The organism is Rhodobacteraceae bacterium M385 (assembly GCA_025141835.1).
Taxonomy (GTDB): Bacteria; Pseudomonadota; Alphaproteobacteria; order Rhodobacterales; family Rhodobacteraceae; genus Gymnodinialimonas.
In genome coordinates, this window is the sequence record CP081102.1 from 1433659 (window position 1) to 1458857 (window position 25199).

Consider the following 25199-nt stretch of genomic DNA (forward strand, 5'->3'; position numbering starts at 1 on the left):
GGTCACGAGGCGCGCAGGAAGTTTGGGATGCAGGCCTCCAGCCCCGCAGGCAGGACCAGCCAAGCGCCGGATTGGTAGAGGCGGGAGGGCAGGTTCGGGGCCTCGCTGCGCAGGGTGAGGGAGATTGGGGATCGGCCGGTGATGGCGATGTCTTGGGGCAGGGTCGCGATAAATGTGTCGGACGGGAAGGGTACGAAGGCGGCGGGGGCTGCGCCGCCGAGGGCCATGACGGTGGCAAGGGTGGCGATCCAGCCGGTCAGCAGCAAGGGGATGCCGAGGAGAAGGCGCTTAATAGTCATGGATATGCTCGAGCCGGATACCCCGGGCGTCCAGGGTGCGCAGCGTGGCGGCAAGGTCTTGGACCGGTACCAGAAACAGGTGGCGCGTGTCGCCGTAGCCTTGGCGCGGGAGGTTGGCGAGGGCGCCGTCCTGGGTGGCCGCGTCGGAGGTGGCGGTGAACATGATTTGATCGTTGCCTGCCATATCGAGGAAGGTGGCACCTTGGGTGGCCCAATCGGCGAGGATGCCGGTGAGCTCTCGGTAGCGGGGTGTTTCGACCTCGAGCCCGGCGGCGGTTTCGCGGATGACGCGGACGCCATCGGTAGCGGTAAGGGCTTCCTCCGAAAGGCCGGAGACCACCATTTGCAGGGTCAGATCATCGAAGCCCGTGGCCGCAACGGCTTGGGCAATCACATCGGCGTAGGCGGCTCGGGCGAGGTGTTCGAGCCCGAGGGAGAAGGCGCGTTCCCGGTCCCGGAAGGCATCGGTGGCGACTTGGTTCAGCGCGGCGGCGTCGCCACGGAAATCGTAGCGATACCAAGGGACTTGTTGCAGGAAGGCGGCGTAGGCGGCAGCTTGCTGGGCTGAGAGATGGTCGAGGCGCGCATGTCGGGGGCCGCGGATAAGGGTCACGGCGCGGCCGATGGTTTCCTCGTAGGCGGCCTTCATCAACATCTCGAATGTGAAGGACACGCCGATGACGTGGACGAGTTGGCGGGTTCCCCCGTCGATCTCACCCAGGGAAGCGGCTTCGGTCGTGAGGGTGCAGAGCGAGCTCCAGTAGCCAAATATGGCACGTAAGTAGCTGAAATCATGGGGGTCGCCTTCGCGAATGACCTCGGCGTAGTCGTCATAGGCGTGCACGATGTGCCATTCGGGGTAGGTCAGCAGGGTGCGGATTTCAGGGCGCGTTTCACCGGAGAGGGGCGCGGAGGGGGCGGGGGTAGCTTCGCCTCGGCACATGGTTTCCACGTAGATCACCGGGCTTGCCAGCCCGATCACGAGGATCAGCACCACCAGCAAGGCACGTTTGATGAACCGCCCCAGCGCCCTCATGCGCGGCGGGCCGCGATGCCGGAGACGAGGGCGACGAAGCCCAAGCCGATGTGGGGGGCATTTGCCATAATGCGCTGGAAAGACCAGTCCATGCCGAGGGCGTCATTGGTGAAGATGCCGAAGTCCAGATAGCCCCAGCCGGTGAAGATGCCGAAGATGCCATCGCCCAGATAGGCGGCGCCGAAGAGGATCAGGAAGGTGCGGGCGGAGCGGTTGTTGATGAGGCCGGCAAGGAAAGCCCAGATGGCGGAGACGAGGTGGAGCGCGTCATCGAAGGGATCGAGGGCGAAGATGCCGAAGGCAAGTCCCGCGTCATCGGTAAGGCCGGGGATGTAGTTGATGGCAGCCGCCCCCAGGAGGATGACGGCGTAGACGAGGCAGAGGCGGCGAATGATGCTCATGGTGCGGTCCCTTTCTTGTGGATGGGCAGTTTGGTTGGGGCGGGAGCGAGGGGCCAGCCCCTCGCGCTCCCCGGGATATTTGAAGAACGAGGAATTAGGGGAGTTTAGAGGGCCGAGAGGTAGCTGTCCCATAGATTGTTGCGAAGGGTAAGGTTGGGGTCGAGCCGACGCTTTGCAGCGGCGAATTCCGGCGCACGGGGGTAGGCGCGCAGGAATTGGTCCTGGGTGGCATGGGGCCGGTAGGGCAAGTAGTACGTGCCGCCGATGGCGATGATCCGCTCGATCAGGGCGCGGGTCATGCGGGCGTGGTCGGCCTCGGCGCGGGGGGTGAGTTCTTGGGTGAAGGACATCACAGCGGCGATGCGAGGGGTGGGAGAGTGGGGCAGGAGGCTGTCGGTATCGCTATCCACGAAGCGCAGGGTGACGTTTAGGAACTCCACGAAGGCATCGGGGATCACGTCGCGGCAGGCCTCTAGGAAGCCATCGAAGGCGTCGAAGGGCACGAAGTATTCGTGCAGGATATCGACACGGGTTGGGTCGCGGTCATCGAGGGTGATGACAGGCTCATTCATCAGGGAATTTCGGGTGGAGGGGCCAGCAAGGCGCGGCGCGAGGGAAGATTCCATCCACCAGCGCCAGTCCTTCATGCCTTCACGGCCCACTTGGCCCCGGTAGAGGTAGGAGGCGGCGTAGGACATCCAGCCCGATTCCGTGGCGGGGGGGATATCGGTTTGGTTCTGCGTCGGTGAGTAGGTGACCAAGAGCGCCTCATCAAACAGGGTTTCACGGGTCACGTTCAGGCGCCCGTAGGCCATGGGCATGGTCGGATCATCCACGGCGGCGCGGAAGGCTGCCGGGAATTCTGCGGCGGGCATGGGGGTATACGCGGGCGCGAGGCGTTGGTTGGGGACCATATCGACCTCCATATCCACGATCAGGCCTGCGAGGCCGTAGCCGCCCACGGCGAGGTTGAAGAGATCCGCGTTTTGGCTGCGAGAGGCGGTGACGAGGTCTCCGCTGGGCAGAACCATGCGGATTTCGCGCACGGTCGCGCCCATGGGGCCGTAGGGGACGGGCCAGCCATGGGCATTGACCGAGAATGTCGCGGCGACGCCAAAGTCGTGATTGGACTGCATCACGGCGGGGGAGAAGCCCAGTGGATCAAGGGCGGCGATGACATCGCGCCAGCGCGCGCCGCCGTTCACGCGGTAGGTTTGATTGGCTGTGTCGGGTTCGATCCAGGCGTCATCGACGGTGATGGCATGGCCATCGCGGGGGATGGATTGCCCGCCCATTGAGTGGCGCGCGGCGCTGACGCAGAGGGGGCGGTCGTTGGACCGGGCGGCGGAAAGCTCGGCCCGGAAGGCCTCGATCAGCGCATCGCCGTGGGCGGCGGGGCGGGTGTGGATATGGATCGGGGTGGCCGACAGCTCGGACGCGTCGTTGAGCATGAGAGGGGAAGGAGGAGTGCCGCCGATGCGGGGGACGCCGTCGATTTGGGACAGGCCGGGCGCCCAGGCATTGCCGAGCCCGTAGCCTGTGGCCGCGCCCGCGCCGAGCAGCAGTCCCCGGCGTGAAATCTTTCCCAAACGGCTCATGGTGAACACCTTTAACTACATTTCCCCAGCATTAATGAACGATGTTCATTTATTTGTAAATGGGCAAATCCTGGCGCGACGTTGGGGTGTCAAATGTTCGAACAACGACAGGAGACTGCTGGGGCGAGGTGTAAAGAGGTCGCTTTCGGGCATGACAGGGCGGGTGTTGGGCGCAAGGTCTAAGCGACCAGGCAGGAGATTGGGATGCAGGTAGGGTTTATTGGATTGGGATCTGTTGGCGGCAAGCTGGCGGGATCCTTGCTGCGAAACGGTGTGGCGCTGTCGGTGCACGATCTGGATGCAGAGGCGGTGGCGGGTTTTGTGGCGCGCGGGGCCCGCGCTGGCGGCGATCCGGCGGCGATGATGCGCGATTGCGATGTGGTGATTACCTGTCTGCCGTCCCCCGCGGCCTCGGCCATCGTGGTGGAAGCGATGCTGCCGGAAGTGCGAGCGGGCAAGATCTGGATGGAGATGTCCACCACCGACGCCGCAGAGATCTTGCGGTTGGCGCCCTTGGTAGAGGCGGCAGGCGGCGCGGTTGCGGAATGCCCGGTCTCGGGCGGGTGCCACCGGGCGGATACGGGCAATATCTCGATCTATATGAGCGGGGAGAGGGCGGTGTTTGACCGGGTCTTGCCGCTGCTGAGCAAGATGGGGCGGCGGCTGCTGCATACGGGGCCGCTTGGGGCGGCCTCGACCCTGAAGGTGATGACGAACTACCTGGCGACGACCCACCTATTGGCGCTGTGCGAGAGTCTTGCGGTGATGAAAGCGGCGGGGGTTGATTTGGCGGTGGCTTATGAGGCGATTGCCGTGTCGTCGGGCAATTCGTTCGTGCACGAAACTGAGAGCCAATTGATCCTGAGCGGGTCGAGAGATGTGAATTTCACGCTGGATTTGATCCAGAAGGATGTGGGGTTGTTCCAGGCCATTGCCGAGAGAAACAACGTGCCCTTGGAGCTGTCGCCTAAGGTGATTGAGATGTTGAGCGAGGGGCAGAGGGTATTGGGACATGCGGCGCAGAGTGACCGGATGATTGAGTTGTTGGAGGCGGCAACCGGGTTGGATGTGCGGGCCGAGGGGTTTCCACAGGTTCTGGTGGATGAGGAGCCGGAAGAGCCCGGGTATGAGGTGGTCGTAAAGAGGCGATAGGTGGCGGTGCGGAGAGCGGCGTGGCCCGGGAGAGGTTGGAGAGTTGTATTTGCCAAGATGAAAGGGGGAGCGGCGCGCGAGATTGGTAAGGTTGATCGTTATTGGGGGGCGATGCGGCCGCGGAGTGTTTTGGCCATGCGCCGATAGCCTGCGCGGTGGCGGTTGCGCAGGTGCATGGCGGTGAAGACCGGTTGTGTGATGGCGGGCGCATCGGTGACGCGGTGGGCGGTGCCCTCAGTGATCAGGGTTTGGGCCATCTCAGATGGCAGGTAGGTGGTGCCGCCCAGGGCGATGAAGAGACCTCGGACGGCGGCGGCTTGGCCGCTGGAGACGCTGCCGAGGCTGAGGCCGGGAAGGAGGGCGGCGTGGGTCTGTGTGAAAGCGGGGGCGTAGGCGGGCAGGATGTAGTCGGTGGCAGATATGTCTTTGAGTGGCCGTTGGGAAGTGGAGACCATGTGGTAGGTCACGTCGCCCATGCTTTCGAAATAGAGGTCCGGGGAGGGGCGCGGGGTGAAGACGATGCCGAGATCAAGGGCGCCGTTTTCAAGGTCGCGGCACATTTGTGTCGAATAGTCGCCATCCACGTAGAAGCCGCAATCGGGCAGGGCTTGGCGCAGGGCGGCGAGCCAATCGGCGACGTGGTTGTCGATCAGGTCGTGTTGGATGCCGATGCGAAGCATGACGGCAGCACCGGTGGGTTTCACATCGGCCTGACCGTCGGCCCAGGCGCGGCGGAGGACGCGGGCGTGGATTTCAAAGCGTAGGGCGGCGGTGGTGGGTTGGGTGCCGGAGCGGGAGCGTTCGAACAGGCGTTCGCCCAGGGCCTTTTCCAAAGCTTTGACCCGGCCCGAGATCGTGGATTGGGTGACGCCGAGCCTGTCGGCGGTACGGTTGAAGGACCGCGTGTCGAGCAGGTCCAGGAAGGTTTCGATTTGGTCGATTTGCATCGGGGGCGTTCCTTGGGGCGGTTTGGGGCGGGGCGGTTTGGGTGGGGGCGCTGCCCCCGCGTCTTTTCCAAGGGATATGACGCTTCCCCCGGAGGTGTATTTGCCAAGATGAAGGAGGTGGAAACTAATCGCTTTTATCGATTAAAACAGATGTGACGGGCGAATTGAAGTTAAAAGGCTATGGCGCAATACTGGTGTGAAACAGGAAATTGGCGCTTTGGTTCTTAGGCGCATCGGGAGGCTTGAAATGGCAGAACTACCCAGCACGGCGCGTGTTGTGATTATCGGCGGCGGGGTCATTGGAACCTCGGCCCTTTACCATCTGGCGATGGGAGGGTGGAGCGATTGCGTTTTGCTGGAGAAGAATGAGCTGACGGCGGGCTCGACCTGGCATGCGGCAGGAAATTGCCCAAATTTCTCAACCTCTTGGGCGGTGCTGAACATGCAGCGCTACTCGTTGGAGATGTACCGGGACTTGGCCGAGAAGGTCGACTATCCGATGAATTACCATGTCACCGGCTCATTGCGGTTGGGGCACACCAAAGAGCGCGCACAGGAGTTTCAGCGTGTTTTGGGGATGGCGGAATATCAGGGCATCGACATGGCGATGTTGTCCAATGATGAAGCGAAGGAGATGTATCCGTTTCTGGAAACCCACGACCTGAGCGGCATTCTCTATGATCCTTATGATGGCGACATTGACCCGGCGCAATTGACTCAAGCGATGGCCAAAGGCGCGCGCGATTTGGGGGCGCAGATCCATCGGTTTACCCCTGCCACGGGCGTGCGGCGCGAGAATGGTGAATGGATCGTAGAGACAGAGAAGGGCGAGATCCGCTGCGAATATGTGGTGAACGCCGCAGGCTATTACGCGCAGCGCGTGGGAGAATGGTTCAAGCCCTACGGCGGGCGTACCGTGCCGATGGTGGTGATGTCGCACCAGTATTTCCTGACCGAAGAGATCCCCGCCGTAAAAGAATGGACGGAGGCCAACGGAAAGAAGCTGCCGCTGATCCGAGATGTGGATAGCAGCTATTATCTGCGGCAAGACAAGCACGGGCTGAACCTTGGCCCCTATGAACGCAACTGTCAGGCGGCATGGGTGACCCCCGAAGACCCGATGCCCGAAGACTTCAGTTTCCAGCTCTACCCCGACGATCTGGATCGGCTGGAATGGTATATCGAGGACGCGATGGCGCGTGTGCCGCTGCTGGGCGAGGGGGGCGTGGGGCGCAACATCAACGGGCCCATCCCCTATGCGCCCGATGGCTTGCCGATGATTGGCCCCATGCCTGGCGTGGAGAACGCGTTTGAGGCCCATTCCTTCACCTTCGGCATCGTACAAGGCGGCGGGGCGGGCAAGGTCCTGTCTGAATGGATCATAAACGGCGAAACGGAATGGGATATGTGGGCCTGTGACCCGCGCCGCTACACTGATTTTGCCGATCATTCCTATTGCCTCGACAAGGCGTTAGAGACCTACGGCCACGAATACGGGATGCATTTCCCGTGGAAGGCCTGGCCTGCGGGGCGCGACAAGAAGCTGTCTGCGGTGGACGCAAAGGTGCGCGAGTTGGGCGGCCAGATGGGCGCCTATGCCGGGTGGGAGCGGGCGAATTGGTTTGCCAAACCGGGGGATGACATATCGACTGAGGCCACGGAAACATGGGGCCGCAATGGCCCGTGGGAGCCGCGGGTGCGCGAAGAATGCGAAGCGGTACGTGACGGCGTGGGTGTGCTGGATTTACCGGGGTTCTCTCGGTTCAACCTAAGCGGAGAAGGGGCCGCAGAATGGCTGCGGGGGCGCATCGCGGGCGCATTGCCCAAGATCGGGCGCATGAACCTGGCCTATTTCCCCGACACGCGCGGCCGTATCCTGACGGAGATGTCGGTGATGCGCCAAGGGGAGGATTTCTTCACGCTGATCACCGCCGCGCCCGCGCAATGGCACGATTTTGAGGTGCTCTGGCGTGCCGGCCTGCCCGATGGCGTCAGCCTGACGGACCACACCACCGAGTATTCCACGCTAATCGTGACGGGTCCCAAAGCGCGAGACCTGTTCGAAAAGATTGGCACGGAGGCGGATTTGTCCCTTGGCTGGCTTTCCCATCAACCGGCCAAGGTGGCGGGCATCAACTGCGCCTTGGCAAGGGTGTCGTTTGCGGGCGAATTGGGCTGGGAAATCCACGCCGCCAATGCCGATATCCCCGCGCTTTACGATGCGGTTCTAGAGGGCGGGGCAAAGCCGTTTGGGATGTTCGCGCTTAACGCACTGCGGATCGAAAAGGGGTATCGCGCGTGGAAGGGTGATCTTTCCACCGATTATACGCTTCTGGAAGGCGGGATGGAGCGGTTCATCAGGTTCGATAAGCCGCAGGGTTTCCCCGGCAAAGCAGCGCTGCTGGCCGAAAAGCAAGCGGGCGTGAAGAAACGTTTCGTGATCTTGAAGGTCGACGCGGGCGAGGCTGACGCGCCTTATATGTCTACCATCACCCATGATGGCGAAGTGGTGGGCGAGACCACCAGCGGGGCATGGGGGTACAGGGTCGGGCACTCGGTCGCGCTGGCGATGGTGCGCGCCGATCTGGCCACGCCGGGGACAGAGCTGAACGTCAATATCTACGGCGATATTTGCAAGGCGATTGTGACCGGAGACAGCCCCATATGGGACGCCGACAACGCGCGTATCCGCGCATGAGGGCTGGTGTCGGCGGCCTCTCCTCGCTAACGCTCCTCGCAGTTTTCTGACGGGAGGGGTTAGCCATGGATATCACGATTTTGGACGGCGGCATGGGGCAGGAATTGATCGCAAGATCAAAGGCTCCGCCAACACCGCTTTGGTCCACGGATGTGATGCGGGCGCAGCCAGAACTGGTGCGCGATGTCCATGGTGATTTCTTTGCGGCAGGGGCGCAGATTGCGACGGCCAACACCTATGCAGTCCACCGTGACCGGTTGGTGAATGCCGGAGTGGAAGATGAGTTTGAGGCGCTCCATACCTTGGCTCTGGATCAAGCGCGGGCCGCCCGCGATGCCCATGGCAGCGGCTTGGTTGCCGGGGCGATTGGGCCGTTGGGCGGGTCCTACCGCCCTGATTTGCAACCAGAACACAGCAAGGCCGTCGCGCTTTTCGCCGAGATTGCGGCCCTGCAAGCGCCCCTATGCGATCTGTTGATTTGCGAATCCGTGGCCTCGGTCGCCCATGCAAGGTCGGTGTTGGAAGCCGCGCGAGGGCACGGTGTACCGGTGTGGCTTGCCTTCACGGTGGATGACAAGGACGGCAGCCGCCTGCGCTCGGGCGAGCCCTTGGCCGATGCGGTTGCGGTCAGCGATGGCGCGGCCGCGTTGCTGGCCAATTGCTCGGTTCCCGAAGCGATGCCTGCCGCGTTGAAAGTGCTGGCGAGCGCGGGCGTGCCCTTTGGGGCCTATGCCAACGGGTTCACCGAGATCAGCGCCGGGTTCCTGGAAGACGCGCCGACGGTGGAGGCGCTGACCTCGCGCCAGGATATGGGGCCGGACACCTACGCCGATCACGTCATGGAATGGATCGCCCAAGGGGCCACAATCGTCGGCGGTTGTTGCGAGGTTGGCCCCGCCCATATCGCGGAAATTACCCGCCGCGTCGGTGCCTTACCGTGACCGGCCTCAAGCGTCCCCTGCGCCCACCCGATTGGTCCGACACCCACTCTGCCCCGCTGCGGGCAGAGATACCAACGGCCCGTGCGGCCTATGAGATCGCGCTTGGCCAGATGCCGCCTTGGGTTCACGGGGCGATGAAACTGCGCAACTGGATCGTCGGCAAATTCGGCCTGACGACGCCCACCATTGGGCACGGCATGATGCGGTTGCCCATCGTGTCCGAGACGTCCGAGGCCTACGAGCTTGGCCTGATAGACCAGCATTTGACCTTTACCCTGCAAACCATCCGGGACGGCGACACCGCCCATTTGACCACTCGGATTTGGTTTAACCACTGGACCGGGCGGCTCTATCTGGCCGTGGTCCTGATCCCCCATAAAATCATTGTAAAACTGTCCCTTAGGAGGCTCGCATGAAGATGTCTGACCGCCATGAGTTGTTCGCCGACCTGCACAAGCAGGGCTGTTTCGTGATGCCCAACCCTTGGGATCGCGGCTCTGCCCGGATGATGGCGGCATCGGGCGCGGTGGCTTTGGCCACAACATCGGCGGGTCATGCGTTTACCTTGGGGCGGGCGGATATGGGCGGCGTCACGCGGGATGAGGCTTTGGCCCACGCCCAAGACATCATCAGTGCCACAAACCTGCCTGTGTCGGGCGATTTTGAGAACGGCTTTGGCGATGATCCTGACACCGTGGCCGAGACGATCCGCATGGCCGCAGAGGTCGGGCTTTCGGGCTGCGGGATCGAGGATATGGGCTTTGAGAATGGCCTGCACGCCTATGATTTTGACCTCACCGTGGAACGCATCCGGGCCGCCGTGGCAGCCGTACGCGCTTTGGGGCGGCCCTTCGTGCTGACCGCGCGGGCCGATGGGGTGATGAACGGGCTTTATGATTTGGGCGAGGGCATCCGCCGTTTGCAAGCCTTCGAGGCTGCGGGCGCCGATTGCCTTTATCTGCCAGTCCCGCCGGGAAGGGCGGAATTGGCGCAGGTTTTGGGGGCGGTTACGGCGCCAGTGAACGCGCTGTCGGTGGGACCGTTGCAGGACCTGTCCTTGGCCGAGCTGACGGCGATGGGGGTGCGGCGCATCTCGCTTGGCAGTCAGATCGCAAGGGTGACCCATGCTGCGATCCGCGACGCGATGGGCGGCGTGATGGCCGGGGATTTCACGGTCCTGAAGGGGAGCGCTTCAGGGGACGAGATTGACGCAATGCTACAGGAGGGCTGCGCAGATGACCGAGATTTTGGACCGCAAGGGCCGTAGAGGCGGCGGCCGCGCCGCCCGTGTGGCCGCAAGGGCCGCCGCCCTGCCAGATGCGTTGCGCCCGATCCGACCGGGGATGGAAGGAGGCACCCTGAAGGTGTTGTCCGACGCGCAGGTTGCCCAGATCCACGAGGCCGCTTTGCAAGCGCTGGAAACCATTGGCCTTGCCGACGCGCCGCAATCGGGGGTTGATCTGATGGTCTCGGTCGGCGCGGTTTTGGGCGAAGATGGCCGCCTCCGCTTCCCGCGCCAAGTGGTGGAAGACGCCCTTGGAAAGGCCGCGCGGGGGATCACCTTGATGGGGCGTGACGCGGCCCATGACCTGCATCTATCCGGCCCCAAGGTCCACTACGGCACCGCAGGCGCGGCGGTTCATATTGTTGAACCCGCCAGCAACACTTACCGCGAATGCACGGCGCAAGACCTCTATAACGCCGCGCAAATCACGCAATCCCTCGATAACGTTAACTTCTTTCAGCGGCCCATGGTGTGCCGAGATGTGGTGGATAATCTTGAGATGGACCTGAACTCCATCTTTGCCAGCGTGTCCGGCACGACCAAACATATCGGCATGTCCTTTAGCGATCCGTCCCATGTGGGCCCTTGTATGGAGCTGATCCACCAACTTGCGGGAGGAGAGGACGCTTGGCGCGCGCGGCCCTTTATCTCCAACTCCAATTGCTTCGTGGTGCCGCCGATGAAATTCGCCACGGAAAGCTGCGAAACGATGGAACTGTGCATCCGCGCGGGGATGCCGGTGCTGCTTCTTAGCGCGGGCATGGCGGGGGCCACGGCTCCGTCCACCATCGCGGGTGCGGTGACCCAGGCAACGGCGGAATGTCTGGCCGGCTTGGTCTATGTGAACGCCCTGTCGCCGGGGTTCCCGGCGGTGTTTGGGACATGGCCGTTCGGCTTGGACCTGCGCACCGGGGCCATGTGCCTTGGATCGGGCGAGCAGGCGTTGCTTTCCTCGGCCTGCGCCCAGATGCATCAGTTCTACGGCCTGCCAGGCGGCGCGGCGGGCGGGGCATCGGACAGCAAAATGCCCGATATGCAAGCGGGGTGGGAGCAGATGTGCTCGAACGTGATGGCGGGCTTGTCAGGGCTGAACATGGTTTATGAGGCGGCGGGAATGCACGCCTCGCTTCTGGGGTTCTGTCTGGAAAGCCTGATCCTGTCCGATGATCTGATCGGCCAAGCCATGCGCTGCGTCCGCGGGATTGAGGTGACCGAAGACACGCTGGCGCTCGACCAGATGGCCGAGGTCTGCTTGGGCGGGACCGGGCATTATCTTGGCACCGATAGGACGCTGGCCCTGATGCAAAGCGATTTCGTCTATCCCACTCTTGGCAACCGCATGAGCCCGAAGGAGTGGGAGGAGAACCAGAAACCCGATCTGATGGCTTCGGCCATTGCCCGGAAAGAGAAGATCTTGGCCGAGGCGCGGCCTCAAATCTCGCCCGAGGTCGACCAAGCGGTGCGGGCGAAATACGCGATGTATTTCAACAGTTGATCGCGCGCGACGCCGGGCAGGGACTTGCGCCTTGCCCGGAGTCCCATGACGCTTGACGCACGCCCGCAGGATGGATCAACTCGCCCCATGAGAATTGACGGACTACAATATTGCAACTGGTCACGCCGCATCTTTGAGGAGATGCGCAAAGGCGGGCTTGATGCGGTCCACGTCACCATCGCCTACCACGAGGTGTTTCGCGAAACCGTCCTGCAAATAGAACGCTGGAACCGCTATTTTGAGGATCACAGCGACCTGATCGTGCCCGCCCATACGGCCGCAGATGTGGTGGCGGCCAAGGCATCGGGGCGCACGGCGATTATCTTCGGGGCGCAGAACCCCAGCCCGATCGAGGATGACATTGGGCTCGTGCAGATCCTGCACACCCTTGGGCTGCGTTTCATGCAACTGACCTACAATAACCAATCCCTTCTGGCGACCGGCTGTTACGAGGCCGAAGACCCCGGGTTGACCCGCATGGGCCGTGAAGTCATTGCCGAGATGAACCGCGTCGGGCTGGTGGTGGACATGAGCCATTCCGCCGACCGATCAACCATCGAGGCGGCAGAGCATTCCACGCGCCCCATCGCGATCACCCATGCCAACCCCTACGACTGGCACCCGGCCCGCCGCAACAAGAAACCACCGGTGATCGAGGCCGTCGTGGCCGGCGGCGGGATGATGGGGTTTTCCCTTTATCCTCATCATCTTAAGGGCGGTAGCGATTGCAAGTTGGATAGCTTTTGTGGCGCGATGATGGACATGGTCTCTCGCTACGGGATCGCGCATTTCGGCATCGGCAGCGACCTGTGCCAAGACCAGCCCGACAGTGTGGTAGAGTGGATGCGCGTGGGACGTTGGACCAAGCAGATCGACTATGGTGAAGGCTCCAAGGACAACGCGGGTTTCCCACCGCAGCCTGCATGGTTCCGGTCCAACGCGGACTTCCCGAACATTGAAGATGGCTTGCGGGCTGTGGGGTTTGATGGGGCCTCGGTCGCGGCGCTCATGGGGGGGAATTGGCTGGCGTTCTTTGATAAGAACTTCGTCCCGCAATGACCGCGCAACCCCGCAAGCCCATCCCCCTGCGTGACCCGCAAGTGGTGATGCGGCTGGCGCGCATGGGCTCCATGCATCAATCGCGGTTGTCGTTCATGCGGGTGCTCTTGCGTCGGATGAAGGCCGAGGGCTGGCAGTTCTTCCGCCCCGAATGGGACGTGGATAAAACGGGCGAGGGCCATGCTGTCTACACTGCCCGCACCCGTGAACGGGCTTACTCGCTGGTCGCCTTCGCCCACAATCTGCCCGCCGATCAACGCAGTGACCGGGTGATTGCCACCGCTTGGGATGCGACGTTTGTGCTGTTCGACGGCGTGCCAACGGCAAGTGAAATCAGCGACTTACGCGCCAATGTGCCAAGGCAGGAAGCGGGCCGCGTGACGGAAAAGGTGCTGACGTTGAGCCGGGCCAACCGCTCTGTCCGGCTGTGGGACCATGTGGTGGATGCCTTGGCGCAGGGCCAGCAACCTGACGCTATGTTGATTGACGACGTGGGCTACCTAATGCGCACCACCGCCGTCTATGGCTCGGCCAAATTCGGGGCCGCGGACCGCGCCGTGATCGCCGATCGGGCCGAATTGAACGCCCCGTTTCAGGCCGAAATGTTGACTGTCTACCTGATCCGCACCTTTGTGATGGACTTGGTGGAGCACATGGCGCGGGCGCAGAACGAGGCGGCGGCAAAGCTGGACCCAGACCTGAAGCGCCGCTTCGGGATCGGCAATTCCACTGGCCTCGGGATGGCCCCGTTTCTGGTGAACCACCCCAAGTTGATCCACCAATGGTTTGCCGCCCGCGAATGGGCGCTGGCCGAGGTGCGCGGGCTGTCGCGTGCCTCAAACCACGAGGTGGCGACCTTTCGCGACTTCACGGAACGTGCCGCGTTGAACGCCCGCGAATGGCACTCGGCCCATCCGATCCAGCAGGCGAAACTGACGCAACTTCGCGCTGATATGGCGGCGCTGATCGCTCATCTCGCCGCCTTCGACTTTACGCAACCCCGCCCTTGGGATGCGCTCTGGCACTGGGCAGAGGCGCATTTGGGCCTTGAGGGGCAGGAGCAATTGGCCTCTCTCCTGCTCGAGCCCTATGGCCCTCTGATCGACCACGCGGCCAACACCATGGCTGCCGACGAGACGCCCCAGCCCCTAGAGGGGCAAATGGATATCGCCACCCTTGCCGCGTCGATTGAGCGGATTCACCCCGCCGCCCTCCGAACCGATTGGACCACGCCCGAGGCCATTGCCCGGATTTGGTACACCTCGGAAGAGAAGTTGGAACCGCGCCTGGGGGAGCGGACGGAAGAGGCGCTTGAAGCCTACGCAAATGCCTTGTGCCCGGCCCATGATGCAGCCCGTCTTTATGCCGATCTTTCCGAGCACACAGGGCCCATCGCACCGTTTTTGCTGCACCATCCCGAGCACCGCCACACCGTGCGCCGCCTGCAACTGGCAGCCACCCATCCCTACGCAGAAATCCGCGATAACATGACCCACGCGGATATGGCGCCGATTGATCTTCTTCGCGCGAAGCTCAGCTTCTTTGGGGCCACGCGATTTGATCCCCGCTCGGACCGTTGGCTGCGCATCACCATGTTTCAAAACGCACCGTTCCCCGATGAATTGCCCCACACTGACGCGGATGATTGGAGCTATCCGCCCCTTAAAGGCAACGCGCTATGACCCAGGATTTATCATTGGGGGAGCTGCAATCCTTATGCGCAAAGGCAACCCGAGGCGCAGGCCGCGCGGTTGGCACGGCAGAGGACGCGGGCCATGCAGTCAGGTGGCTGTGCGCGCGCGGCTTGGCGGGGGCAGAGGCGTTGGTGGCCCTGCTACGCGCCACGGATGGCATGAGCACAGCGGCGCTTGTGGGCGCTTTGCCGGACGCGACGCATGTGGATGAGGGCGCGTTGTGTCCGCTGGCGTCGGGCGGCTACCTGTCCGACAGTGGCCTTGTGCCAGAGGGGCTGGTTGGGCCCGTCTACGCGCCCCAATTGCTCCGACCTTTTCTGGCCCACTTGTCGCCCTATGGCGTTGATATCATGCCTGTAAACGCCACCTATGGCCCTCAGGTCATCCAAGTGGTGTACCGCAAAACGGCTTGTCTTCCGGTCCTCTCCCGCACTCAGATATCCGCTGAAACCCTTGCGGCGTTGCAGGGCTTTGCAGCCCGCACCTATGCCCCCGAAACCGACCAACGTCGCGCGCAAGGGGCAGGGGCGGGGCTGTCGGATAACGATTAACGCTCACACCCGCGTGACGGGGAAGGGCGCGGCACTAAGGGTTTCCACCACTCGCCCTTTTGCGCAAACTCCTTCAACTTCCGGCGGAGTGTGTTACCAATTCGAACACCACACCCAGAGGACGCCGATGGTCAAGAAACCCATCCTGACAGACGATGATTTCGGCGATGCGCCGGACCACGGCAACGCCTTGCCGCCTGTACCGCCTGTGGCCATGGGCGGAGCGACGCGACAGGTGGGCGGCCCACAGGACGCGCCCCGTGCAGCCGAGGCTGCTTCTGGCGGGCGCGATGCCTCGGGCCATGCGCGGCCCAAGACCCGGATTTTGGGGTTCGCCGCGGGGCGTGACGCACCGCAAGCGCAGGGGGGTGCGGTCGAACATCCCCCCGTGGGCTGGTTGGTGGTCGTTTCCGGGCCGGGTAAGGGCGCGGCCTGCGTTTTGACCATGGGCATGAACGCCATTGGGCGCGGCGATGACGCCCATGTGCAGCTGGATTTCGGCGACACCAGCATCAGCCGCGACGCTCACGCCTATGTCACCTATGACGATGAAGCGCGGCGCTTTTTCATCACTCATGCCGGGAAGACCAACCTTGTGCGGCTCAACGCTACGCCGGTTCTGGCGACCCATGATTTGACCCACGGCGACACCATCCGTATCGGGGCCACCACGCTGCGGTTCATCGCCCTTTGCGGCACCGACTTCGATTGGGCCGATACATGAGCGCGATTGGCTACGATGTTGCCACCGCTCTTTGGCAAGGTGCGCGCCCGTATCAGGAGGATACGCTGCTGGCGGATTTCCACGGCGGCGTGGACCGGGGCTTTGCGATTTTGGCCGATGGCATGGGCGGCCATGCGGCAGGCGATTTGGCATCGCGCTTGGTGGTGATCGACGCAGCGAGCCATTTGAAATTCCTGATCCACGATGGGGAGGGGTTGGAGAAGACCCTGCATTCGGAACTCACCTCCGCCATCACCACGGCCAATGATGTCCTGCGCGACCGCGCCGCCGATGATCGGCGGTTGCAGGGCATGGGCGCGACGTTTCTGGCGACGGTGATCTTTGAGGACCGGCTCTATTGGGCCTCGGTCGGGGATAGTCCGTTGTACCTTTGGCGGGAGGGGGCGCTGCGGCAGTTGAACGAAGATCACTCCATGGCGCCGGTCATCGACCAGATGGCAAAAAGCGGAGAGATCACCCGCGAAGAGGCCGCCAACCACCCCGATCGCAATGCGCTGACCTCGGTGCTGATGGGGCGGAGCCTGAAGGCGACGGACGTGCCGAAAACGGCAACGGTCCTGGACCCCGGTGATGTGCTGATCCAAGCCTCGGACGGTTTGCAGTACCTTGATAACGCAGAGATTTCACGGATCGTGGGGCAGGGGGGCAGCAGCGCGGATATCGCGGCGGCGCTGATCGAAGCCCTGAAAGGCCGCGCTGATCCGATGCAAGACAACACGGCACTGTTGGTGCTGCAATTGACCTCGGGAGATGCAGCGCGGGTAGGGGTGCCCACGGCGACGGCAGCGGCGACGGTAGCAGCGTCGGGCGATCTGTCTGAACGGGCTGTCGGGACGCCCGCCGCCGGGGCGTCACCCCGAGCGCAGACCCCGACAGACGTGCCACGCCCCGCCGGCGGACGGCGATGGGTGCTACCAGCGGGTGTGCTTGGGGGGGCGGCTGCGGCGGGCTTGGGGATGGTGATGTTTGGCGTGCCCATAGTGAACGGGCCGGAACTTGCCATCGCGCCCACGTATGAGCCCGCAATAGAGATCGCTGCCGTCGCGCCCGAAGTTGCAGCCCCCCCGGTCCCGACTGCCGCACCCTCGGTTCCGGCCCCGACGCCCGCACCAGTCGCTGCGCCTTCTGCGCCCGGAGCCTCCGGCGCGCGCATTGCGGCGGTGCCAATGGGCGATGCCCCCGCAGACGCATCCGGGGCCTTGGGGGCCATCGCCGCGCCCACCGCCCTGGACCGCGGCGCGACCCCATTGCCCCTGCCAACCGCCGAGATTTCCGAGGCGATCTCGCCCCCCTCCGTCCCCGATAAATTCGCCACTGGCACGGCCACTGCCGCCACAATCCCTTTCAGCGGGCCCTCCTCTGTGGTGCCCTTGCGCGAAGGGATCAACGCGCCGTCCCCCGAAGCAACCCCCGCGCCTGTTTTGCAGTCGCAACGCGGGCTGCGCGGGGTCGCGCCGCAGGAACGGGGGCGCTGAGATGGACGATACCGTTGAAATATCAATCTCTTCTACCGCCACGAATGCGGTGCTCCTAAGTCAACACACGCTACGCTTGCCGGTCGAAATGGGTCGTTTCGGAGCTGAAAATACTGGACGCCTCAGCGCGGGGGACGGGCAAACCCTCCATTTTGGGGAGGGATTCGGCACCCTTTCACGTCAACACATGACCATCGCCAAGGGACCGGACGGGGTGCTGGTGGTGACGGATATTTCCTCGAACGGGGTGGCGCAGATCGGGCAGGCGGGTACGGCCCCGGTGGCGCTTGGCCGGGGCGGTACGGTGCGCATGGCACCCGGTGCAATGCGCGTGTTTGAGACTGTAGTGCTGAGGGTCACGATTTGCGCGCCAAAGATCGCGCAGGTGGACACGATCGGGCAGCCGCTGCATTTGGTTTACGACAGCGCATCGACCGGGCGGTTGAAGGCGTTGGACCTTGACGGTGTCTCGATTTCCCTGGTGGCCAATGGCGCGGAAGTGCTGATGCGCCGCCGCCCCGGCGCGGCCCGCGCGGCGTTGGAAGCGGCCCGTGCAGAAGGCACCACTTGCCTTGTCATGGTTGGCCCCGATGGGGCGGGCGGGATCGAGGCGATATGCGGCGTGACGGGCGAAGTCACCCACAATCGCCGCGCCTTGAATGCGGACGAATCCGTGCCGATGGACCACCTTGATACGGTCGAAATCCGCGGACAAATGCTGCGGATCATGTCGGCGGAAGACGGCAAGGGGCTGAGCTGCACCAACACCGCTTGCCGCCAGCTGAACCCCTACCTTCCGGGCGAAAATTGCCGCTATTGCGGGCAACGTTTGGGGGATGGCACCTCTTATTGGGTTCACTCCTAAGGTGTTGGGATGATTGTGTTTCCTGTCCGCTTTCGGGTCCGCCAGATCGGCATTGACGGCAATGCAATGGGCCCGTCGCGCATTTTATTGTGTGAAGACGCAGGCAGCTTCCTGATCGGCAAAAACGACGATGCAGATGTCCCCTTGGCGGGGGAGGCCGTGTCGCGGCGGCACATGTCCTTGGTGCTCAGCCCGCAAGAGGTTCGCGTGCGCGACGAAGGCTCCACCAACGGCACCTATGTGAACGGCACGCGGGCCGATGACGTGGCGCTGTCGGTCGGCGATCAGGTGTCGATCCCGGGCTGGTTGCTAGAGCTTTTGGGCCCGTCCGAGGACGCCGCGCGGGTCACTCACATCGGATCCGAGGCCGTCGACGCGAGCCTTGTGAGCCGCTTGGTCATCTCCGACGAGGCCACGCCGCCCCCGTCGCGCCGCCGCTTTCCCGATGCGGAATTTGGCCCGAGTGAGGTGGTGAATGTTGAGGCTCTCCGCGCCTCGGGCAACCCGGTGGAGGAGGTGCGTTTTTGTGCCGTCGGCGGCGGTCTGGGCAGCTTCGTTTGGGTCGACCACCTGCGCTGCTACGGGGTGGCGGCGGCGGATATCAAAGTGATCGGGACTGAGACGACCTGTTATCAGACTTATAAAAGGTACTGCAAAAACAGCCAGATACCGGACCACGAGCGGCTGCGTTCAAACTCGCTTAGTCGTCCCGACAATATCTGGGGCTTTCCCGGCTATGCGCTGCGTGAAGTGGGTAAAGGCACCGGATATCTGGGCGTGTTGCAGGTGTTGGCAGAACCCACTCTGGCACAATCCTATACCCCGCGGGCCGGCGACGTTTTTGACAGCCTCGATCGGGAGGCCACCCGCATCGGTTGGCCGGAAATGTTGGTTAAGGCGCAGGTTTTGGGCCTGCGAAAGACCACCGACGGGCGCTATGCTGTGGCCTACAAGCTCTGGGGCGGAGAGGCCCTTGGTGAGGCGCGCAATCGCTATATGGTGGCCGATGTCATCCACCTCGCCACGGGCTACCCCGCGACCCGTTTTGTTGATGATTTCCAGACCTTTATCACAAATCATCCCGAGTCTCGGGCACAAGTTGCCAACGCTTACGAGCCCCACGACCAGATCTATGCCGAGGCTGAAAAACGCGGCGGTCCGGTGCAAGTCGTGGTGCGCGGGCGGGGGATTGTGGCGTCGCGTATTCTGCAAAGGCTGCACGAGGCGCGAGCGAAAAATCCTAACCTGCGCATCATCCACTCGATGCGCAGCCCCATCGGCGCAGGCGACGGGGCCAGCTTCCGAAATGCCCGCAGGCTGGCGAGGAATAACGTGCAAATTCAGCCGTTTAACTGGCCCAAATCGTGTTGGGGTGGTGATCTGCGGGTGCTCTATCAAGAGGCCGACGCGCCGACCCGCGGCGTGCTGCTGAACCAGCTAGGGGGAACCACCACGGCAGAGCGGTCCGATTGGTTAACGCTGGTGGAACGGGGCACCGAAGAAGGCTGGTACAGGCCCGTTTTCGGCACGATTCGCACCCTGCATCCTTTGCCGCCGCAGGGCGCACAACCTTCTGGCGTGCGGGTTGAGATTGCCACAGTGGACGGCAATGCAGAGCAGATCAACGCCGACTACCTTATTGATTGTACAGGGTTAATTGCCGACATCCGCCGATCGCCTCTGCTGGCGGATTTGCTGGATGTCTACGACCTTCCGCGCAACCATGCCTACCATTTGCGCGATGACACGCCCGAGCAGGGGCATGCCACAGGTCTTGCCTGCTCCCCCAACTTCGAGATTGAGGGGCTGCGCAATGGCACGGGTCGCGTTTATGCGGCGGGCACGATCACCACGGGGGGGCCGTATCTGGCCGTCGATAGCTTTCTGGGCCTGCAATATTCTGCGCTGCGGTCAGTCGATCATCTGGTGGCAGAGCGGCAGCATAAGGTGCGCAATCTTGGCCCATTTCGGTCGTTTGCCGGGTGGAGTAAATGGATGATCGGACGCCGCCCATGACCTGCCCCAATCCAAAGGTGTCGCTATGATTCCCACCCTCTCGGGCCGTCTGCAAACGCGACTTTTTCTTTTCCTTTTCATCGCGTTACCCGTCACTCTATTGTTCGGGATGGCGCAAGTTGGCTGGACGTGGAACTGGCCCGCGATCCAGATCTACTTATGGTTTTTGTGCGCCGTGACGGGCTGCGGGCTGCTGCTCGATCCGGTTTACATATTTGCCCAAACCCTGCGGTGGGACCGCGATTGGCCCTTCGCGTTTCAAGCCTTCTTTTCGTGGGTGGAATTCGCCATCGTCTACTTCGTCGCCCGCGCCGGGCTTTTGCCGTTCCTGCCCGAGGCAGCGTTTCAATCCATCAGCACTCCGGCATGGCACTTCACGTTGGTCTTCGTGCCGTCCTTTTTAGCCCTACTGGGACCAATGCAGGTCCTCTTCATTCGCTGGCGCTTCAAGGGCGGGCAGTTGGGGGGGAAGCTGTGACCCGGTCCTCTGCCATGGCGCCTGTTGTGAAGGCATGGATTCCGATCCATCTTGCGGTGCTTTTGGCGGCTTATGGGTGGCTGTTTTGGGACAGCGCCTTGGCGCTCAGCACGGTTCTGGGGCTTTGGTTTTTCTTCCCTGTGGGCGTCGCGGGCGCGATCATTGCCAACGCGACAGGCACGGGGGGCGGCGTGGTTTTCGTGCCGGTCTTCACCGCTTTGCAGGAGGGCGGCATCTCCCTGCCGCCTGCCTTGTTGCAGATCGCGACTTTGAAACCCGAGGAAGCCGTTGCGGTTTCCTTTGCGATTCAATGCTTTGGCATGTCTGTGGGGGCGTTGACATGGGCGCACGGGATTTTCGTGAAGGACGTGTTGGCCTGGGACGAAAGGGTCTCGGCGCAAACGTTAATGGCGTTAACCTTCACACCCTTGGCGACGGGCATTCCGGCGCTGTTGTTAACCCAATTCTATCTAGAGCTGGACGGCGCGGCGCTATTGGGGTGGTTCAAGGTCTTCTCCCTCTTGCTCGGGATCACCTTGCTGATTTTTGCTTGGATGCAGCGCCGAAACGCCGCCAAGGACCGCAAGATTTGGGTATCCCCGAAAGAGCTTTGGGTGCTGCTGGCCTTGGGCGTAATCGGTGGTTTCGTGACGGCTCTGTTTTCCGTCGGGATCGGAGAGTTCCTTGCTATCTATCTGATATTGCGCCGTTTCCCAACGAGGGTTGCCATCGCCGTGGCAGTCTGGGTCAGTGTCGTCTGCGTGATCTGCGGCGTGTGGGAGGGGTATTTGGCGGGCCTTGTGAGGTCCGAAATCGTCTTGATCGCCGTCCCCGGCGCGATCATCGGCGGAGCCTTGGCTAAGGGCATTGCACAGGTGTTGGGGTCGCTGTGGCTGAAGACATTGGCATCGCTCTGGATCATCGGATCGAGCCTCTACCTTCTGCTTGGTTAGTTAACCATCTTCGCCCCCGGCAAGGGTGATCCGCGCGTCGCAGGTCACGCCTTCCGGCGTCGCCAGCCATACGTCCAACGCTCGGGTCGCGTTGCCTGAATCGGGTAGGGCAAGGGGGGTGCCCTGCGTGCCGAAATGCCAGCTTTCGCCGAACCGGGCGACGACAACGGGGTTGCAAATCCCTTCGGCTGTGACGCGCAACGTGTAGTCGCGCGCGGTGCCCAAAATGTTGATCGCCACATCGGGCGCTTGGCTGACCGAGAGGTCCAGTTGCACCCTCTCCAACGCCGCCGCGAGAGAGGCATCCTGCGCGTCCGCACAGGGCAAAAGCGCCACGTCACCGCCAGCTTCTACGTCAAAAATACGCTGCCGTTCCAGAGAGTTAGGCAGGATCGGAATGCCATCCATCGCCCGGTCAATCACCGCGCAATCTCGCAGGTCCGGGGCAGTTTCCTCTACCCCCATGCGCCAAATTTCGGCCTCGCCCCCATCGGCGCGGCCTGTGGCGAGATAGCTGTTGTCGAAGCTGAAATACCCCTGCGCGGCGGTGCCGAAATCCCGGATTTCAAGGCCCGTGGCCACGTCCAGCAACCGCGCCGTGTGCCCCTGGGTCGCGCCGATAAAAATCATCGTGCCATCGGCCGAGATAGACAGCGCCGCGCCCCGTGCGGTTTCCTCGATCGGGCCGCTGCCGCGCAGGCCGCCTGTCAGAAGGTCGATCACCTCCCAGGTTTCCTCATTGGCGCGGAGGAAGTTGAGCCGATCGCCCGATAACCGATAGGTGGAATAGGCGGCCCGCGCAGCGACGGTGGCGACGACCTCCTGTTCGATCAGGCTGTTGTAGATCATTACTTCGCCGCTGCCGTGAAGCACCAAATACCCTTGGTCGCCCCCAATGGGCGACAACGCGGCGACCGCGCCGATGCTGTTAGCCGCAGTTTGCAGTAGCCGCCCATCGGGCGCAAAGACCCTGACGCCCGAGGGGGTTAGAATATTGATTTCGTTACTTGTTTCTGAGAAGGCGATGCGAACTGGCGTGCCTTCGGGGACCGAGGTGATGATCCGTTCCACGGGCGTGGCATTGGGGTCACTCAAGGAGCCGAGCGAAGTGTTAACGACGTTAACCTGTCCGCTCCCGGCGGCGCGGGTGAAAACGAAGAACTGCTCGTCGGTACTGATCGCGCGATTGGCGGTGGTGACAGTGACCGGCTCAAATCGCAGGATTTCCCGGCGGGTTCGCACATCAAACAGGCGGTTCGGCGTGCCGTCCGGCGTGGTCGCAATCAGGTACGACCCCCCAGCCGAAAATCCCAAACGCACCACAGTGTCGGGGATGCCGCGGGCAAGGTGGGCCTCATATTCGCCGCTTTGCCGATCATAAAGCGCGATGCCGCCGGTGCTGTCCACGGCGGCGATGCGGCGGTTGTCCCAAGAGAAGCGCGGCAGCAAAGCGAAGGTGCCGTTGGGGGCGCGCAAGGTGGCTTGCTGCACCCAATCGCCCCGCGCCTCAACCGAGGCTTGCAGGGCCGCCGCCAAGGCATTTTCCGCGATCTCCAGCGCCTCTCGAAGCTCTGTCTCTGTGCTTTCCAACGCGGAAATCTGGCCGCGTAAGCTATTGTTTTCACTTTCCAACACGCTGACACGGTCGCGCAAATCGGCGATCTCGGCCAAATTGGGCAGGGGCGCGTTTTCCAAGGTGGCGATTTGCGCGTTCAGTCGTTCTCGCGCCGCTTCGGAGCTTTCAAGCGATGCTTCCAGCGCCCGCAATTCCGTTTGCGCGGCGTCCAGTTCGGCGCCTCGGGCCTCGGCCTGTTGTAGCTGCGCGTCGAGCGTGGCGGCGCGGATCGTGGCGGCGTTCAGGGCCGTTTGCGCGGCGGCCAAATCTTCCTCGGCGCGGGCCAAAAGCGCCTGGGTTGTGCGGGCCTCCACCAGGCGGCTTGTGGCATCTGCCAGGCTTGCTTCCAAGGTCGCGACGCGGGCGCGGGCGGCGATGCTGTCGGCTTCCAACTCGGTGATTTCGGCGGAGAGGGCGCGGCCCGCAGCCTCAGCGTTAACCAATCGGGCTTGGGTTTCTGCCGTCAAAGCCTCGGCAGCATCAGCCCGTTCTGCGGCGGCCTCTGCGGCGGATCGCGCCGCGTCCAAATCTGCCGCAAGCGCGGTGAGGGCGGCCAATTCCCCTTCCAGTTCAGTGATTTGCGCGGTCGCGGCATCTCGGGCTGTGCGGGCCGCGTCTAGCTCGGCCAAGGTGGCGCTCATGTCGCCGCCGGCGGCTTCCAGGCGGGTCAGCTCTGCCTCTGCCTCGGTCAAGGTGGCCTCCAGGTTCTGCAATCGGGCCTCGGCGGCGGAGCGGGCGGCGTTGGCCCCCGAAAGCTCGGATTCCAACTGCCCCATCTGCGCCTGCATTTCCGGCATTTCCGGAGACAGCCATGGCGGTTGCAGCGCCCAAATCGCCGCCCCAGCCAGACCCACCAAAAGCGCCCCAATCGCGACACCTGCCAAAAGTCGGGCGGGGGCGGCGGCGGGCGGGGCAGAGGAGGGGGCCGTTGAGGGATCGGTTAACGCTGTTAACCATGCACGAGCATCCGCAGGGCGTTCATCGGGGACCATGCGCAGGGCGCGGTCGATCAGGTGCAGCAGGCGCGGGTCAAATTCGGGATGGGCGTCGGCGATAGGGACATAGGGATCAGCTTGCCCCGTCGCCATGGCGCTGGCGCGTTCATCGGCGGCAATCGGCGCGGCTCCGGTAATGACGTGGTGCAGCGTGGCTGCCAATGCGTAAAGGTCCGAATGGGGGCCTTGCTTGGCGCCCGAGACATAGAATTCGTGGGGCGAGTAGCCATCGGTAACAACGCGAAACGTCCCCGCCATGCGAGACCGGGCCTGAGTTTCAGCGCGCGCCGCGCCAAAGTCGATCAGCATCGGCATCCCGAACCGATCAATGCGGATGTTTTGCGGTTTGATATCGCGGTGTAGCACCCCTTGGGCGTGAACATACTCCAACGCGCCCAGTAGATCGCGGGCCAGATCCAGCACGCGCGATGGCGGCAGGGCGTCGCCCTCAATCTCTTCGTGCAGGTCGCGCCCGTGGATGAAATCCATCGCCATATAGGCGGTGCCGTTTTCTTCGAACAGGGTTTGGACGTGGACCACATTCGGGTGGTTTAGGCCCGCCAACATGCGGGCTTCCCTCAGGAATTGGCCCCGTGCGGTCTCAAAATGCTCGGACGTGCCCGCCGAGGTCGCGCTGACGGCGTGGCTGGTGGCGGCGCGTTGGGCCAGCCCTAGGGGGAAGCATTCCTTTACCGCCACATCGCGGCCCAAGGTATCACGCGCCAGATAGGTGATCCCGAACCCGCCCGAGGCGATTAGGCGCACGATTTCATACTGGCCCTCCAGCAGTTTCCACCCGGACGGAAGCTCTCCGGCGGGCAGAAGTTTGGTGACGGCATCGGGGCCGCGCGGGGTGGAGGGCGCGTTTGGCATTGCCCCATTGTCGCGCGGCGGGCAGGGC

General features: G+C 63.1%; 21 protein-coding genes. 15 read left to right on the top strand and 6 right to left on the bottom strand.

What is annotated here, in order from left to right; all coding sequences use genetic code 11:
- Positions 1-2 precede the first annotated feature (2 nt).
- From K3728_06990 to K3728_07005, 4 genes are all read right to left on the bottom strand, one after another.
- On the bottom strand, positions 3-299 hold the full coding sequence (locus K3728_06990) for a hypothetical protein (GenBank protein UWQ96954.1): 297 nt from the start codon (positions 297-299) through the stop codon (positions 3-5).
- Positions 289-1335: a hypothetical protein gene (locus K3728_06995; protein ID UWQ96955.1), complete on the bottom strand. Its 1047-nt coding sequence runs from the start codon at positions 1333-1335 to the stop codon at positions 289-291. Before K3728_06995 ends, K3728_06990 begins: the two co-directional genes overlap by 11 nt.
- Positions 1332-1736, bottom strand: a complete 405-nt coding sequence (locus K3728_07000; protein ID UWQ96956.1) for a hypothetical protein — start codon at positions 1734-1736, stop codon at positions 1332-1334. The genes K3728_06995 and K3728_07000 overlap by 4 nt, the downstream gene beginning before the upstream one ends.
- 104 nt (positions 1737-1840) lie before the next feature.
- Complete coding sequence (locus K3728_07005; protein ID UWQ96957.1) at positions 1841-3334, bottom strand: FAD-binding oxidoreductase; 1494 nt, start codon at positions 3332-3334, stop codon at positions 1841-1843.
- 204 nt (positions 3335-3538) lie between these two features.
- Between K3728_07005 and K3728_07010 the strand changes: the two genes are divergently transcribed.
- The gene (locus tag K3728_07010) at positions 3539-4486 is read left to right on the top strand and encodes an NAD(P)-dependent oxidoreductase (protein UWQ96958.1); all 948 of its coding nucleotides are present in this window, start codon (positions 3539-3541) and stop codon (positions 4484-4486) included.
- A 98-nt stretch (positions 4487-4584) separates the two neighbouring features.
- Here K3728_07010 and K3728_07015 read toward each other — a convergent pair whose 3' ends face one another.
- Positions 4585-5433, bottom strand: coding sequence for a LysR family transcriptional regulator (locus K3728_07015; GenBank protein UWQ96959.1), 849 nt, complete (start codon positions 5431-5433; stop codon positions 4585-4587).
- 247 nt (positions 5434-5680) lie between these two features.
- On the opposite strand from K3728_07015, the gene K3728_07020 reads away from it, so the two are divergent.
- From K3728_07020 to K3728_07085, 14 genes are all read left to right on the top strand, one after another.
- On the top strand, positions 5681-8131 hold the full coding sequence (locus K3728_07020) for an FAD-dependent oxidoreductase (protein ID UWQ96960.1): 2451 nt from the start codon (positions 5681-5683) through the stop codon (positions 8129-8131).
- A gap of 65 nt (positions 8132-8196) precedes the next feature.
- A complete protein-coding gene (locus tag K3728_07025) occupies positions 8197-9072 on the top strand; it encodes a homocysteine S-methyltransferase family protein (GenBank protein UWQ96961.1) in 876 nt (291 codons plus the stop codon).
- Positions 9069-9488, top strand: coding sequence for a DUF2867 domain-containing protein (locus K3728_07030; GenBank protein ID UWQ96962.1), 420 nt, complete (start codon positions 9069-9071; stop codon positions 9486-9488). Before K3728_07025 ends, K3728_07030 begins: the two co-directional genes overlap by 4 nt.
- Positions 9485-10339, top strand: a complete 855-nt coding sequence (locus K3728_07035; protein UWQ96963.1) for an isocitrate lyase/phosphoenolpyruvate mutase family protein — start codon at positions 9485-9487, stop codon at positions 10337-10339. Before K3728_07030 ends, K3728_07035 begins: the two co-directional genes overlap by 4 nt.
- The gene (locus tag K3728_07040) at positions 10308-11852 is read left to right on the top strand and encodes a trimethylamine methyltransferase family protein (protein UWQ96964.1); all 1545 of its coding nucleotides are present in this window, start codon (positions 10308-10310) and stop codon (positions 11850-11852) included. Before K3728_07035 ends, K3728_07040 begins: the two co-directional genes overlap by 32 nt.
- A gap of 87 nt (positions 11853-11939) precedes the next feature.
- Positions 11940-12911 carry a dipeptidase gene (locus tag K3728_07045; protein ID UWQ96965.1) on the top strand — a complete coding sequence of 324 codons (972 nt, stop codon included), beginning with the start codon at positions 11940-11942 and terminating at the stop codon, positions 12909-12911.
- Entirely contained in the window at positions 12908-14593 is a 1686-nt protein-coding gene (locus K3728_07050) for a hypothetical protein (GenBank protein ID UWQ96966.1), read from the top strand. Before K3728_07045 ends, K3728_07050 begins: the two co-directional genes overlap by 4 nt.
- Positions 14590-15156 carry a DUF3726 domain-containing protein gene (locus tag K3728_07055; protein ID UWQ96967.1) on the top strand — a complete coding sequence of 189 codons (567 nt, stop codon included), beginning with the start codon at positions 14590-14592 and terminating at the stop codon, positions 15154-15156. The genes K3728_07050 and K3728_07055 overlap by 4 nt, the downstream gene beginning before the upstream one ends.
- Positions 15157-15283: 127 nt before the next feature.
- Positions 15284-15880: an FHA domain-containing protein gene (locus K3728_07060; protein UWQ96968.1), complete on the top strand. Its 597-nt coding sequence runs from the start codon at positions 15284-15286 to the stop codon at positions 15878-15880.
- Positions 15877-17376 (top strand): protein phosphatase 2C domain-containing protein, encoded by a 1500-nt coding sequence (locus K3728_07065; protein UWQ96969.1) that lies wholly within the window; start codon positions 15877-15879, stop codon positions 17374-17376. The genes K3728_07060 and K3728_07065 overlap by 4 nt, the downstream gene beginning before the upstream one ends.
- A 187-nt stretch (positions 17377-17563) precedes the next feature.
- On the top strand, positions 17564-18241 hold the full coding sequence (locus tag K3728_07070) for a hypothetical protein (protein UWQ96970.1): 678 nt from the start codon (positions 17564-17566) through the stop codon (positions 18239-18241).
- Positions 18242-18250: 9 nt separating this feature from the next.
- Positions 18251-20257 (top strand): FHA domain-containing protein, encoded by a 2007-nt coding sequence (locus K3728_07075; protein UWQ96971.1) that lies wholly within the window; start codon positions 18251-18253, stop codon positions 20255-20257.
- A 25-nt stretch (positions 20258-20282) separates the two neighbouring features.
- A complete protein-coding gene (locus tag K3728_07080; protein UWQ96972.1) occupies positions 20283-20735 on the top strand; it encodes a hypothetical protein in 453 nt (150 codons plus the stop codon).
- Positions 20732-21688 (top strand): sulfite exporter TauE/SafE family protein, encoded by a 957-nt coding sequence (locus K3728_07085; protein UWQ96973.1) that lies wholly within the window; start codon positions 20732-20734, stop codon positions 21686-21688. The genes K3728_07080 and K3728_07085 overlap by 4 nt, the downstream gene beginning before the upstream one ends.
- Here K3728_07085 and K3728_07090 read toward each other — a convergent pair whose 3' ends face one another.
- Entirely contained in the window at positions 21689-25171 is a 3483-nt protein-coding gene (locus K3728_07090; GenBank protein UWQ96974.1) for a protein kinase, read from the bottom strand.
- Positions 25172-25199: the final 28 nt, after the last annotated feature.